General features: G+C 38.4%; 13 protein-coding genes and 1 pseudogene. 12 read left to right on the top strand and 2 right to left on the bottom strand.

Annotation, left to right across the window (positions count from 1 at the left end; genetic code table 11):
• Window positions 1–40: 40 nt before the first annotated feature.
• On the top strand, window positions 41–940 hold the full coding sequence (locus ACYP5M_RS04370) for a sulfite exporter TauE/SafE family protein (protein WP_260357738.1): 900 nt from the start codon (window positions 41–43) through the stop codon (window positions 938–940).
• Window positions 941–1,218: 278 nt separating this feature from the next.
• Here ACYP5M_RS04370 and ACYP5M_RS04365 read toward each other — a convergent pair whose 3' ends face one another.
• Both ACYP5M_RS04365 and ACYP5M_RS04360 read right to left on the bottom strand, forming a co-directional pair.
• Window positions 1,219–2,364: a glycosyltransferase gene (locus tag ACYP5M_RS04365; RefSeq protein WP_434167008.1), complete on the bottom strand. Its 1,146-nt coding sequence runs from the start codon at window positions 2,362–2,364 to the stop codon at window positions 1,219–1,221.
• A complete protein-coding gene (locus tag ACYP5M_RS04360; RefSeq protein ID WP_402937141.1) occupies window positions 2,361–2,648 on the bottom strand; it encodes a hypothetical protein in 288 nt (95 codons plus the stop codon). Before ACYP5M_RS04360 ends, ACYP5M_RS04365 begins: the two co-directional genes overlap by 4 nt.
• Window positions 2,649–3,097: 449 nt before the next feature.
• Between ACYP5M_RS04360 and ACYP5M_RS04355 the strand changes: the two genes are divergently transcribed.
• The 11 genes and pseudogenes from ACYP5M_RS04355 to cls all read left to right on the top strand — a co-directional run bounded on the left by ACYP5M_RS04355 (window position 3,098) and on the right by cls (window position 14,325).
• Window positions 3,098–3,472, top strand: a complete 375-nt coding sequence (locus tag ACYP5M_RS04355) for a hypothetical protein (RefSeq protein WP_434167007.1) — start codon at window positions 3,098–3,100, stop codon at window positions 3,470–3,472.
• A gap of 13 nt (window positions 3,473–3,485) precedes the next feature.
• Window positions 3,486–3,701 (top strand): LSm family protein, encoded by a 216-nt coding sequence (locus ACYP5M_RS04350; protein WP_434167006.1) that lies wholly within the window; start codon window positions 3,486–3,488, stop codon window positions 3,699–3,701.
• A 243-nt stretch (window positions 3,702–3,944) separates the two neighbouring features.
• Window positions 3,945–4,463, top strand: a complete 519-nt coding sequence (locus tag ACYP5M_RS04345) for a mismatch-specific DNA-glycosylase (RefSeq protein ID WP_434167005.1) — start codon at window positions 3,945–3,947, stop codon at window positions 4,461–4,463.
• Window positions 4,464–4,600: 137 nt separating this feature from the next.
• Window positions 4,601–4,750: pseudogene (locus ACYP5M_RS04340) on the top strand (AzlC family ABC transporter permease); the annotation flags it as partial.
• Window positions 4,751–4,812: 62 nt separating this feature from the next.
• The gene (locus ACYP5M_RS04335; RefSeq protein WP_434167004.1) at window positions 4,813–4,974 is read left to right on the top strand and encodes a hypothetical protein; all 162 of its coding nucleotides are present in this window, start codon (window positions 4,813–4,815) and stop codon (window positions 4,972–4,974) included.
• Between the two features lie 773 nt (window positions 4,975–5,747).
• Window positions 5,748–6,761 carry a glycoside hydrolase family 15 protein gene (locus tag ACYP5M_RS04330; protein ID WP_434167003.1) on the top strand — a complete coding sequence of 338 codons (1,014 nt, stop codon included), beginning with the start codon at window positions 5,748–5,750 and terminating at the stop codon, window positions 6,759–6,761.
• Window positions 6,762–7,019: 258 nt separating this feature from the next.
• Window positions 7,020–8,948, top strand: a complete 1,929-nt coding sequence (gene glgB / locus ACYP5M_RS04325; protein ID WP_434169671.1) for a 1,4-alpha-glucan branching protein GlgB — start codon at window positions 7,020–7,022, stop codon at window positions 8,946–8,948.
• The gene (locus ACYP5M_RS04320) at window positions 8,948–10,114 is read left to right on the top strand and encodes a glucose-1-phosphate adenylyltransferase (RefSeq protein ID WP_311735942.1); all 1,167 of its coding nucleotides are present in this window, start codon (window positions 8,948–8,950) and stop codon (window positions 10,112–10,114) included. Before glgB ends, ACYP5M_RS04320 begins: the two co-directional genes overlap by 1 nt.
• Window positions 10,115–10,132: 18 nt before the next feature.
• Window positions 10,133–11,239, top strand: coding sequence for a glucose-1-phosphate adenylyltransferase subunit GlgD (gene glgD / locus ACYP5M_RS04315; protein WP_260357730.1), 1,107 nt, complete (start codon window positions 10,133–10,135; stop codon window positions 11,237–11,239).
• 16 nt (window positions 11,240–11,255) lie between these two features.
• Window positions 11,256–12,692 (top strand): glycogen synthase GlgA, encoded by a 1,437-nt coding sequence (gene glgA / locus ACYP5M_RS04310; RefSeq protein WP_459734704.1) that lies wholly within the window; start codon window positions 11,256–11,258, stop codon window positions 12,690–12,692.
• A gap of 127 nt (window positions 12,693–12,819) precedes the next feature.
• Window positions 12,820–14,325: a cardiolipin synthase gene (cls, locus tag ACYP5M_RS04305; RefSeq protein WP_459734703.1), complete on the top strand. Its 1,506-nt coding sequence runs from the start codon at window positions 12,820–12,822 to the stop codon at window positions 14,323–14,325.
• Window positions 14,326–14,350: the final 25 nt, after the last annotated feature.

Raw genomic sequence — 14,350 nt, 5'->3', positions numbered from 1 at the left:
TGTTATCTAGGTTCTATTTTAGTTGAAAAAGGGGAATGTCATGAAAAAGTTAATCGTTTTAGCCTTTATCGGGTTTTTAGCCCAATTAATCGATGGTTCGCTTGGAATGGGGTATGGAGTGAGTTCCACCTCCTTATTGTTGACATTCGGAATTGCCCCTGCAGTAGCATCAGCATCCGTACATTTATCGGAAGTAGTGACCACAGCAGTTTCAGGAGCTTCACATATAAAGTTTGGGAACGTGGATAAAAATATGGTCTATCGCTTGATCATTCCAGGTTCAGTTGGTGCATTTGTAGGTGCATGTTTCCTGAGCAACCTGCCAGCCGAATTAGCTAAACCGTATATTGCCATATTTTTATTTGGCCTTGGTGTATACGTTTTATTCCGCTTTTTATTTATTTTTAAACCGTCAAAGGACACTGAAACCGTAAGGCCATTGACCGCAAAACAATCCATACCGTTAGGCCTTTTTGCAGGCTTTTGTGATGCAACAGGCGGAGGCGGTTGGGGACCTATTGCAACGCCTGTTTTATTGTCAAAAAAAGGAATGACAGCGAGAAAAGCCGTAGGGACTGTTGATACGAGTGAATTTGCCATTGCTTTCTTCGGAAGTCTTGGTTTTATCATTTCGCTTGGATGGGAAGCAGTCAATTGGCTTTGGGTCGTAGCGTTGATAATTGGTGGGGTGGTTGCTGCACCAATTGCAGCCTGGTTAGTCCGGATGCTTCCTGCTCAATTAATGGGTGTTTTAGTCGGTGGTTTCATTATCTTGATTAATGTACGAACATTATTAGCTACATGGATTCCGATTGAAGCACACATATATATTTATACAGGCATCGTGATTATATGGCTTTCTGGAATACTTCTTACCATCAATAAGATGTCCAATGCGAGAAAACATGATCATATCGAACAACGGCAGAATGTTTCCTGAACCCCGAGTTTGATAGAATCGAATTTGCGATACGTAACATAAAAACTCGTAGGTACATAAATACCTACGAGTTAAGCCATTTGACAAATGGGAGCGCCTTTAAATTTTAATAAGGTTCTAAACTCTATTTAATAGATTCATTCATTTTCTAGAATCATTTATTGGCTGTTATTAATCGAGAGATCTATGCCTCCAATTTCTATGTAGTTTATTCCCCTAATAAAGAATTAATAGAACCCTTGATGGCCATCGGGAGAGATTGAATAGCAGCAGAACCATTAATTTATGGCCTGCTGCTGTTCAAATGATTGAATTGTACTTTCATATAATTCAATTAGCGGTAATATATTTTTTTTACTATCGAATTGTTTCAATACCAATTTCCTTAAATCCCTGCCTGTTTGAACCCCGGCGTTTGATTGATGAAGGTTGCGTAAGTCACGATAAAGAATGGCTTGGCTGCAAGTCTGTTTTGCAGCGTGATCCCCAAAGTAGCATTCCCAGGCTTGTTGAAAGTTTTTCTTATTCACTTCCCCAAAATACCCTAGATTTCCACATGAAATAACGGGTCTTTCACATGCCATTGCCTCCAAAGCAACCCTGCCCGTACCTACAACATAGTCTGCAAGTGCATAATAGTCTCTCACATTCTTTTGTTCCCCAGTGAAATGAATGAACTCTTCTTTATATAAAGATTGGATGCTCACAGCCACATTCTTAATGTCCTTGAGCTGGCTGCCGTTACCGATGATGATTACATGAAGGTTGGGGATATCCTTTAATTTTAAATCCCTGCAAGCTTTGATTAAAAGCATGCAGATTTTTGCTTTATGCCGTGTTATCCTGCTGCAGTATAGAATTACTTTTGCATCAAGGGGAATATTCATTTTTTTTCTTAATTCCAATGAAGGGGAAGGGGAAAAATCGGCTGTATCAATTCCATTTGCAATGACTGAAATATTCTTAGGGAAAAATGGCTGAATATGTTCTTTTACCGGTTCACTAACTGCAACCGTAGCATCTGTAAACTGTAACACACTTTTTATATCCGATTTCTGGAAGTATGTCCCATGCAGGGTGAAGACGAAGGGAATATTGTAGAGCTTAGCTGCCTTTGCAGAGAGGTAGCCGGATATAATTTGGTGCCCGTGCACTAGTGTAATCTGTTCTTTTCGTAACAATTCTACCAAGCTATTCAATAATGGAGATTCCTCATTCGAGTTAATCGTCAATGTTTTAGGGAAATTCATTTGGTGAACTTTACATCCCGTTTCTCGTAACCGGCTAATCATGCTGCCTTTTCCAGTAACAACTGCTGTATATATTCCTTTAGACTGTAATTCCTTCACAAGACTCAATACATGCGTTTCCGTTCCGCTTACATCCATTGTATCTAACACCATCAGGACTCTTATTGATTTCATGCTGCCTTACCTCTTTGGGAAAATTCATCAGATCCAGTAACTGTATGATGATGAATTTTATTTGAATTTAATGGTGAAAGTAACAATTTAATGTGGGAACCTGGCTCATTTATTGATGCACAACAATTAGTATCGTCCGCTTCAGAAAAACCTTTATTAATAGGAAGTGAACAATTGAAAAAAGGGGATTTTGCTTGTTCCATACGTTCTGCTTTTAATGCAGACTTTTTGTGACATGAAGGGATTACAATGCCTATGTAATCCTTTTTTTGTTTGTTCGTCATAGTTATCACCTCAACCGTATCATATTCATTCATTAGAGAAATGGACATGATTTCGTAAAACCTTCAAAAAAAAGTAAAGTAATTTAAAAAAAGGTTGATTAGTCCAAGCCGAAAACATCAGTCATAAATATACTACTTTTGAAGCGATATAGAAGCAGCAGCAAATTGTCAAGATCCTCAAAGGAATCAAATGTATCTGGTGGATCAATGAATTCAGGGGAAATCGAATCAAGGCAAAAATATTAGCAAGGTCGAAAATTCATTTTCGGTTTGAACCATACCAGGATTCACATTATCGATCGACAACGAGTTCAGTGCTGCATGAAAGATAAGAAGGGGGGACCGTTTCAAAAAGGAGAAGGTAAAGAAATGAGAGCATGGGGATGAAGGAAAAAAGAAGAGAACCATGACGAAGGTAATAAAATAGACAATATAAAGGTGGTAAAATAATGAGCACTGAGAAGCAAAGTGGGAAGCAAAGTGGGAAGCAAAGTGAGAATCAAAGTGTGAATCAAAGTGAGAATCAAAGTGTGAATCAAAGTGAGAAGCCATGTAAAAAGAATAGTTACGACTATCTCTACTATAAATGGCTTGTTGAAAATGGTAAACCAAGACCAGGAACACCTGACACTTCAGGAGATCCTGATTTAAGAGGTGCTTTAGCAGCATTACTAGGAAGAACGGTAACGGCTTCAACTGATTTTGCCCCGGTAACGGGAATATTGAGTTCAATTCAAAAAAATTATATCGTAATTACTGAAGCTGCGGGAACTGTAGTATTTGTTCCGTTCAATTCCATCAATTCTGTTAGAGAGCCTATATAAGGAGGAGAATGCATTGTTAGCTAGTATTTTTTATGTACAATTAAGACATTACATTGGGAACACGGTCGAAGTGGCAACGAGCAGTGATTTATTCGAGGGAGTGTTATTTGAAGTAACAGATGATACTTGTCAATTAACAGAAACCTCTCCAGGTTATGAAGGCAATCTTGATATCATAACCATTCCACTAAGTCAAATAAGCTTTGTTCGCGTTAGTCACGCACAATAAGATATATGAAGAAGCAGCCATCTATAAGGTGGCTGTTTCTTTTTGAACGTGTAAAATGCTTGTAATTTAAAGCGGAATCATATGTCATCAATATTAGAGTTATTAATTTGAAACAATCATCCCACATTCTACAAGAAACGTGTTTAAATTTTGGATATATGTTGTGAAAATGGCGGAAAAGGTAGTTAATTATTTTTCAGTTTTGTACAATTATTAAATATGAATTTGAAAAGGAGTTTTAAAATGGAAGGCATCTCTGATCATTTAAGGGGAAATTTGGATGTTTTGTTCGTAGGTTTCAATCCAAGCATCCGTTCAGGCGAGACTGGCCATCATTATGCGAATCCAAACAACCGCTTTTGGAAAATCCTCTTCGAGTCCGGGCTGACACCAAGGAAATATGCTCCAACCGAAGACTCATCATTACTGGATTTAGGTTATGGTTTTACCAATATCGTTTCCAGGCCTACAAAAGGTGCGCAAGATATCACTAAAGAAGAGTACATAATAGGAAGGCAGCAATTAAAAAGGAAAATTGAAAAGTATGAACCTAGACTTGTCTGTTTTGTAGGCAAGGGTGTTTATCAGGAATACCGTCAATTACGAAAAATCTCTTGGGGACTGCAAGAAGAACCTTCATCGAATCAATCCATGGAATTCGTTGCCCCTTCTTCCAGCGGCTTAGTTAGAATGCCGATAGATGAGATCATCGAAATATATAGTGAGTTGCCAATTCTGCTTGGCAAGCTGAAAAGCAATTAAAGGCACTTATTAATATAAGGGTGGATTGGAAAAACGATGACTTTTCCGATGATGGGGATGGCTTTTGGCAAGGAGTAAAGGATTGTATACCTAAGTATCGGTTTTGCTGAAGGGGTCGCGAAAGAAAGTCAGGATTAAGTATGATTGAAGTGGCACTTATGTCGCTTTTACTCTATGCAGGGTTTGGACAATTCATGGCGGCATGGATTATGGCCTCAAGTCATCCGGTCTCGGCCATGATTTTTACGTATATTTTTGTTAACAGTCGTCATCTATTGCTGCATTAGCTCCTTAATTCAGGCAGCAAGGTTGGAAAACAAAAACTGATAACTTGGAGACTTACTAACGGATGAAACATTTGGAGTTGGCGGCCACAACGGCACAGAAGAGGAAACGGTTTGATTTTAGTATGCTTGGTCACAATCTTGAAGCCGATATAAATTGGTTACTAGCAAAAGCGGTTTCTGGCCTGACAGCCTTGTTTACCGGCCTTCTTAGTTTTGAATATTGAGTAAAAAAGACTTTTTTATAGATCTTGCAGTCGTTTTTTGGCAGCATATTAATCGTTGTTGCATTAGGGTTTCTTCTTTCCTGGCAGTACTGGCGTCATAGTTGCAACGGTTATAGCTTCAGTGATAGGGGATGGTGATTGACAGATGGAAATAAGCAGGTATATCCTTGGGGCTTCGATTGTGACTTTCATACCTAGAATCGTTCATTTGATGCTGATTAGTAATATGCAGATTCCAAGGGCATAGATTGGCTAAAGCATGTGCGGTGGCCGTAATGGAGGCGTCATTGGTTCAAGAACTTCTATTATCGGAACAGGTTTTTTAAATAATGGGTAATGCTTTAAAATTGGCCTCAGCTTTTACCAGCTTTCCTGGTTGCCATGTTTACGAGAAGTATATGGAGTACGCTAATGATTGGCATGCTTTCATTGATGATACGATTATTCTTTTAATAACTACTAAAGATTTGAATGATAGGCCGATATATCCAGTAATGGATTGCCATTACTGGTTTTTTATTTTCCAAAGAACATATTTCATAAAAGCAACTTCATTACGGGTAGGCAAATGACGCTTTTTTATTGAACATTGGAAGCTTGATTATCAAAAACGGCAGTGATTACATAAACTGTGGTGAATGAACTTCTGAAAAAGTCGTTATGGCTAGCTGAATTGAAAGCGCTTTTAATTGAAAAATGAAACAACCAACGTTTAGAAAATGGGAGTCTGTCAACAATGGGAATAAGCAAATAACTATGGAGGTGTTCAATTAATGAATGTAAATGGTGCCCTAGAGGTTCTTGATCGCATGCGGCTTCCTAATGGCGCATATACTGCAAGTGTTTCCGATGATTATAATTATGTCTGGATAAGGGATGTCGTTTATACAGTATTACCTTTTATAAATGATCCGTCCAATCGTTACGAGAAAGCATATCATGCTTTATTTGACTTATTTCAATCCTATGAGTGGAAGATAGATATTCATACGGAACAGAAACCCCAGTTTCTATTTGAACATATCCATGCACGGTATTCCACTGAGCTTAAAGAACTGCCCGATGAGTGGGGCCATGCCCAAAATGATGCGATAGGTGCCTTTTTATGGGGGGTCGGTGAAGGATATAGGCATGGGAAAAAGGTGATAAGAAATCAACGTGATTTAATGATCGTTCAAAAGTTGGTCAGTTACTTGGAATGCCTGCAATATTGGCAAGCGGAAGATAACGGGATGTGGGAAGAGAATATCGAAATCCATGCTTCGAGCATAGGTGCATGTGTTGCTGGTTTGAATTCAGTCAAAATGCTGGTAAACGTCAAGGAAGAACTGATTAAAAAAGGAGAAGAAACACTTCGTTTCCTGCTTCCAAGGGAAAGTTATTCAAAAGAGACGGATTTAGCCCTTCTATCCTTGATTTATCCTTATCGGCTGGTAGACCGTGAAATAGCACTAAAAATATTGAAAAATGTCACAGAGCGCCTAGAAAGAACAAATGGTTGCATTAGATATGAAAAGGACCTTTATTATAATGACGGTCAAGAAGCGGAATGGTGTTTCGGGCTTCCGTGGTTGGGCTTATGCTACCTTGAACTTGGCATGATGAACAAAGTAAAGGAATATATAGATAAAACGAAAATGATCATTCCGGAAAATTGGGAAGTTCCTGAATTATATATAGGAGGCAGTAATATTCCAAACAGGAATACTCCTTTGGCATGGTCAGTCTCATTATCGTATTTATTCTTGACGAAGACTCAGATGATTCGAACTGAACAAATAAAATGAAGAATTCATACATGATAACATAAAGCTCTTCCCAAAAAATGGGGAGAGCTTTTATTGGAATAATAATATTTTTACAATAAATGGCTATTTTTCGCGAAAAGATGTTTTATTTATTAAAAAAACGGGCATTTATTACAATATATTCACCTCCATTTGAAGGATTAATACCATTTTTACCGAATATATATAATAACTGGGGAAGGATGGGTAAAATACTATCGAGTTAATACTGATGGAGGGGTTTTATTGAGTACAATTATGGACCAGCTGCAAGAGAATTATCCAAGCGATTTCGATTTATATTTGTTTCATGAAGGCACCCTTTATGAAAGCTATAAAATGCTTGGGGCACACATTGTAACATCATTAGGTATTGAAGGAGTACGCTTCACCGTTTGGGCCCCCCATGCCAAGCAAGTTTCAGTTGTCGGTAATTTTAATAATTGGGACGGAAAAGATCATGCGATGAAACGGATCGAGCGTTCAGGTATCTGGGTGTTGTTCGTACCAGGACTACAAGAAGGGGAACTCTATAAATACGAAATACATACACCTGGAAATAAACGTATCCTAAAAGCCGATCCATATGCCTTTTATTCGGAAGTCAGACCAAATACAGCCTCGGTCATTAAAAGGCTGGATAATTTTGAATGGCAAGATTCGAAGTGGATAGCCGATAGGAAAAAGGAAAATATTTATCATAAGCCCATGTCCATTTATGAAGTGCACCCCGGAACATGGAAACAAAAAGAAGATGGCGAATTTTATTCGTACCGTGAATTGGCTGATAGATTAGTTGATTATGTGATTGATAATAGTTTTACACATATTGAAATCATGGCCATAATGGAACACCCATTTGATAAATCGTGGGGATATCAGGTCACGGGCTATTATTCCGTAACCAGCCGTTACGGTTCACCGGAAGATTTTAAATATCTAATTAACCTTTGTCACCAAAAGGGCATAGGAGTAATCCTTGACTGGGTTCCCGCCCATTTTTGTAAAGATGCGCATGGACTTTCCCGTTTCGATGGTACGCCTCTCTATGAACCAATTGATCATACTAGAGCAGATCGCCCGTTATGGGGGACATACAATTTTGACTTTACCAAACCGGAAGTAGTCAGTTTCCTTATATCAAATGTAATGTTTTGGATGGATGTATACCATATTGATGGGGTTCGTGTCGATGCGGTTTCGTCAATGGTTTATTTAAATCATGATAATCCATTGCCGGTCAAGCTGAAAAACCAGTTTGGCGGTGAGGAAAACCTGGAAGCCATACAATTTTTACAAAAACTTAACGAAGTGGTATTCAAAAAATATCCAAATGCATTAATGATGGCTGAAGAAGCAACAGACCGGCCGCTCATAACTTCTCCTACCGATATAGGCGGACTGGGCTTTAATTACAAATGGAATATGGGATGGACTAATGATATCCTTCGTTATATGAAACTTGAAACACATGAAAGGCCATATCATCATAACCTCTTAACATTTTCATTTTTCTATGCTTTTTCAGAAAATTTCGTCTTGCCCTTTTCACATGATGAAGTGGTTCATGGCAAGAAGTCATTACTGAATAAGATGCCAGGTGACTACTGGCAGAAATTCGCAAATTTACGGTTACTCTTTGGGTATTTCATGACGCATCCTGGCAAGAAGCTTCTATTTATGGGCAGTGAATTTGGCCAATTCATAGAATGGAAAGATGAGGAACAATTGGATTGGCTGCTTTTGGAATATGAATCACACGACAAGCTGGCCCATTACTTCCGAACTCTCCAGGATTTTTATCGGCAAACTTCCTCACTATGGAGATTGGATCATGTCCCGGAGGGTTTTGAATGGATAGATCCGAACAATAGTAATCAGAGTGTCATTACCTTTATGAGAAAAGGTAAACGGAAAGGCGATTATTGCATTGTTGTCTGTAATTTTTCTGCGCAGGCTCATGCTCAATATCAAATAGGTGTACCATCCCAAGGCAAATATATTGAGGTTTTCAGCAGTGATTCAGCAGCTTTCGGAGGATCGGGTCAGATCAATGAAGAACCCATTAATGTCAAAAAGGATCCATACCATAATCAACCATACAGCATGGAAATAACTGTACCTCCATTAGGCATTTCTATTTTTATGAAGCAAACAAAAAAAAGACGGGGGAGAGTGAACGAATAATGGGAGCAAAAAAATGGATAGCAATGTTATTGGCAGGAGGCCAGGGTTCAAGGTTAGGTGAATTGACAATCGGTTTGGCAAAACCAGCTGTTCCCTTTGGCGGTAAATATAGAATCATCGATTTTCCATTAAGTAACTGCACTCATTCTGGTATTGATACGGTTGGGGTACTGACCCAATACCAGCCATTGATTCTAAATGATTATGTTGGTAATGGGAAAGTTTGGGACCTTGATCTTGATGTTGGCGGAGTTTCCGTACTTCCTCCTTATCAAGGGAAAGAAGGCGGTGAATGGTATAAAGGGACGGCAAACGCTGTTTATCAAAATATCCAATACATTGATAACTATGATCCGGAACATGTATTGATTCTCTCTGGTGACCATATCTACAAGATGGATTACAGTAAGATGCTGGATTATCACATCGAAAAAAATGCCGAGGCGACCATAGCTGTCATTCAAGTACCGTGGCAGGAAGCAAGTCGTTTCGGAATCATGAATACCAATGATGATGATAAAGTCACTCAATTCGATGAAAAACCAAAGTATCCAAAGAGTAATCTTGCTTCCATGGGAGTTTACCTTTTCAATTGGAAAACCTTAAGACGTTATTTAATAAATGATGAAAAAGATAAAAATTCTTCCAACGATTTCGGCAGCAACATCATTCCAAAGATGCTTGAAGACCGAAAAAAGCTATATGCCTATCGTTTTAATGATTATTGGAAAGATGTTGGAACGGTCGAAAGCCTTTGGCAGGCCCATATGGACTTATTGGAGGATACGCCAAATTTCCAGTTGGATGATCAGCAATGGAAAATTTTTGCCCGAAATGCAAATCACCCGCCGCAATATATATCACCGGATGCCAAGGTCAGTCAGTCGCTTATCAATGAAGGGTGCATGATTCATGGGAACATTGAACATTCGGTTTTATCCTATAATGTACAGGTGGGCTATGGGTCAACCATAAAAGATTCAGTCATCATGCCTAATGTTACGATTGGTGAAAATGTTCATATAGAAAGAAGCATCATAGCCAGCAATTGTGTTATTGAAGATGGTGCCGTAGTTGGCAATTCAGCGGTTACATCAGATATTACCTTAATTGGTGAAAATCAGACCATTATCAATCCAAACAAAAAAAAGATCACTCTTAACTAGAAAAAGGGGAAGATGGCTATGGAAAATGTGTTGGGTATTATTAATTTAATCAATGAAAGACAACATTTAAAAGATCTGACTGCTCACCGTAATGTAGCATCTGTGCCATTTGGCGGACGCTACCGTTTGATTGACTTTACGATGTCGAATCTCATTAATGCAGATGTATCAAAAGTAGCCGTTTTTCCAAAAGAAAAGTATCTTTCAGTTATGGATCATCTTGGCTCAGGTAAAGAATGGAACTTGGATCGGCGGTCAGGAGGCTTATATATCTTGCCCCCTATCCATCCGGATGAAACAGTAACGGGCGATATGAAGCAATTCTATGATCATCTCAGCTTTTTCGAACGTGCACAGGCAGATACTGTCATCATCTCCCCTGGAAGCCATGTATGCAAATTGGATTTTAATGAAGTGCTTGATTATCACAAAAAACATAAAGCGGATATCACGGTCGTATATAAGGATTATGTAGGGGAATTGATTGAGAAACCAATCTATCACACCTGCTCGGTAGATTCGGATGAAGACATTACTGACATTAGCTTTTATACCATCCCTAGACCTGGTGACCATGTTTGCCTGGAAACATTCATCATAAGTAAAACTCTATTGGTGAACTTGATCAAAAGCTGTGTTGCCAGTGGAGAATATGACTTTTTGAAAGACGCAGTGAAAGCCAATCTTCATCGTTTTACCGTCAAAGGCTACAATTTTACTGGAGATATGCCATTCATCCATTCCATTGAAAGCTTTCATTCCAGTAATATGAATTTCCTGAATCCTTCGGTAATCCGTTCTTTCTTCGGGGATACTTGGGATGTTTATACAAAAATCAAACATGAGGCACCGACCAAATATTCAAGTTCTTCGAAGGTTACCAATTCATTGATAGCCAACGGGTGTGATATTGAAGGGACTGTGGAAAACAGTATACTTTTCCGTGGGGTAAAGGTGAAAAAGGGTGCCATTATAAGAAATAGCATCATCATGCAAAAAGGCGTGATTGAAGAAGGAGCTATCGTTGAAAATACCATAACTGATAAAGAAGTGAGAATTACTAGTGAAAAATCAGTTATTGGTTTAAAACAGCCTACTGTAATAAAAAAAGCGGAAGTAATTTAATAGAGGAGGTGCGGCAATGAATGTTGTATTTGCTGCTTCAGAATGCGCCCCTTTTATAAAAACGGGAGGGCTCGGAGACGTTATAGGCGCGCTCCCGAAAGCGCTGAAAAAACAGGGAGTCCATGTAAGTGTCATCCTTCCTAAATACGGGGATCTACCTAACCGATTCAAACAGGAATTGGAACATATGACGAGTATTGAAGTTCCTGTCGGTTGGCGCCAGCAATTTTGCGGCATCGAAAAACTTGTTGCTAACGGAATTACATATTATTTTCTGGATAATGAATATTATTTCAAAAGACATGGCAGTTATGGTTTCTTTGATGATGGCGAAAGGTTCGCCTTTTTTTCCCGTGCAGTTTTAGAGGCTTTACCTTATTTAGAAGTAAAACCGGATGTCATACACTGTCATGATTGGCAAACGGGCCTTGTCAGCGTTTTGCTGAAAGCTCATTATCATAACCATCCATTCTATCAGGATATTAAAACGATATTTACCATACATAATTTACGTTATCAAGGAGTTTATCCTAAAGCTGTTTTAGCGGAATTACTCGATTTGAGTGAGTTATATTTTAATATCGATGGTCTTGAATTCCATGGGAATGTCAGTTATTTGAAAGCCGGCCTAGCATTCTCTAACATAGTCACAACTGTAAGCCCAAGTTATGCGGAAGAAATTCAGAGTGCTTATTTTGGGGAAAATCTTGATGGGTTTTTACGTAAAAGAAATGGTGACCTTAAAGGAATCATTAACGGAATCGATTATGAGGAATATAATCCTGCGGCAGATGAACATCTTGCAGTTCCATTCGATTCCTATGACGGTAAAATGGAGAATAAACGTCAGCTACAGGAAACGCTGGATCTTCCTGTCAATGATGGGGTCCCGGTTCTATCCATGGTGACCAGGCTTGTTGATCAAAAAGGAATAGATCTTATTCTCCATGTTTTTCATGAAATAATGAATCAAGGAGTTCAATTCATCCTTTTAGGTACGGGTGAAGAGAAATATGAATCGGCATTTCGCCATTTAGCTGACCAATATCCAAATCAGGTATCAGTCAATACATATTTTGATGAGGGGCTAGCAAGACAGATATATGCTGGTTCTGATATATTCCTGATGCCGTCCCAATTCGAACCATGTGGCATTGGCCAGCTATTGGCACTCCGTTATGGTACACTGCCTTTAGTGAGGGAAACTGGCGGACTTCGTGATACGGTCATCCCGTTTAATCAATTTACTGGTGAAGGCAATGGCTTCAGTTTTACGAATTATAATGCACACGATATGCTTCATACAATTGAGCAATCTGTTGGCCTGTACAAATTCCAGCCGAAAAGATGGAGGAAAATGGCCGAAAGTGCAATGAAGTTAGACTTCAGTTGGACATCATCTTCCAGAAAGTATATTGAGCTATATGAAAGTTTGATTCCTGTCATGAAGTGATAATTGGATAGGTAATACACAAAAAACACTTACGAATATTGTTTTCGTAAGTGTTTTGTTTCTTTTACCATCAAATATGGGTATATGTTTAGATATATAAAATATTGCTGTGTAGGAGAATGAAACGATGAAAAGAAGAAGAATGGAATTTGTATTTTTATTTATTTTGATTGCTGCAGTTTATATGATCCTGTTCACTCATGTTAGCTTCGACGTGAAGCTATTTTTTATTGGATTGTATATTTTTGTGATGTTTATTACCATGTTTTCACTCATGCTGGAAAATAGATTTGCACACGAGACCCTTTTATGGATGTATGTACTTTTGTTTTTCCCGGTATTTGGATATGTGTTTTATCTATTTTCAGGTCAGCTCTATTTAAAAGGGTATTTATTTCGAAGTAAAAGGAAAAAAGATCGCGAAGAATGGAAGAGTCTTGTTACACATGTATCATCGCCAAATCTATCGTTCTTGAATAATCACCAGCAATCATTCGCAGCTTTTGCCAAAAATGCATCAGAGACCACCATTAGTACATCATCGCAAACGGAAGTGTTGAAAAATGGTAACGAAACGTTTACCGAAATCATTAAACAGTTAAAAAAAGCTGAAAAGTTCATTCATATAGAATATTATATTTTTCGTTCCGACAGGCTTGGTACTGAAATTATAGATATCCTTATTGAAAAAGCGAAAAATGGTGTTGAAGTTTTATTCATTTTTGATGCTGCCGGTAGTTTAAGCCTTTCAAATAATGAAGTTAAACGGATGAAAAATGCAGGGATAAAGGCTTATCCATTTTCACCACTGAAACATGGTTTTTTTAATCAAAAGTTTAATTTTAGGAATCACCGGAAAATAATCATCATTGATGGGGAAGTTGGCTTTGTTGGAGGTTTAAACGTAGGAGAGGAATACTTAGGGCGAAATAAAACGATTGGATTTTGGAGAGATACACATATGGTCCTTAAAGGTGAAGCGGTATATATGCTTCATACTGTTTTCCTTTTGGATTGGGAATATGTCAGTGGGGAAGATGTATTAGAAGAACGTCCAGAATTCAACAATATATTGGAACAAGGGGATGGAGCTGTCCAGGTGGTGGCCAGCGGACCTGATACACAACAGGGAATCATGAGTGATTTTTACTATTCACTTATTACTAGCGCCACAAAATCAATCTGGATTGCAAGTCCATACTTCGTACCAAATCAAGCGATTAAAGCAGCAATTAAACATGCTGCAATTAAGGGGATACAAGTTAGGCTTATGGTTCCGGCAGTAAATGATGGGTTTTTAACCCAATACGGCAGTCGCTCCTATTTCGGGGAGCTGCTTCAATTCGGTGTAGAGGTATACACGTATAAAAAAGGTTTTCTACATCAGAAACTTATTATCGTAGATGGTGATATGGCTTCCATAGGGACGGCAAACATGGATATGAGGAGTTTTCATCTGAATTTTGAAGTGAATGTCTTTCTAATGGGCAGTCGTTCCATTGAAGATCTCATCACTCACTACAAAGAGGATATGATGGATAGTGACAAACTAGATCCTATTAGGTATAACAATCGGGGGTTGCTGGAACGTTCAAAAGAATCATTTGCCAGATTGTTTTCGAATGTACTCTAATGGGAAAAATAGCAGATAAATAGTA

Source organism: Peribacillus sp. N1 (assembly GCF_054600815.1).
This window is presented reverse-complemented; position numbering and strand designations above follow the sequence as displayed.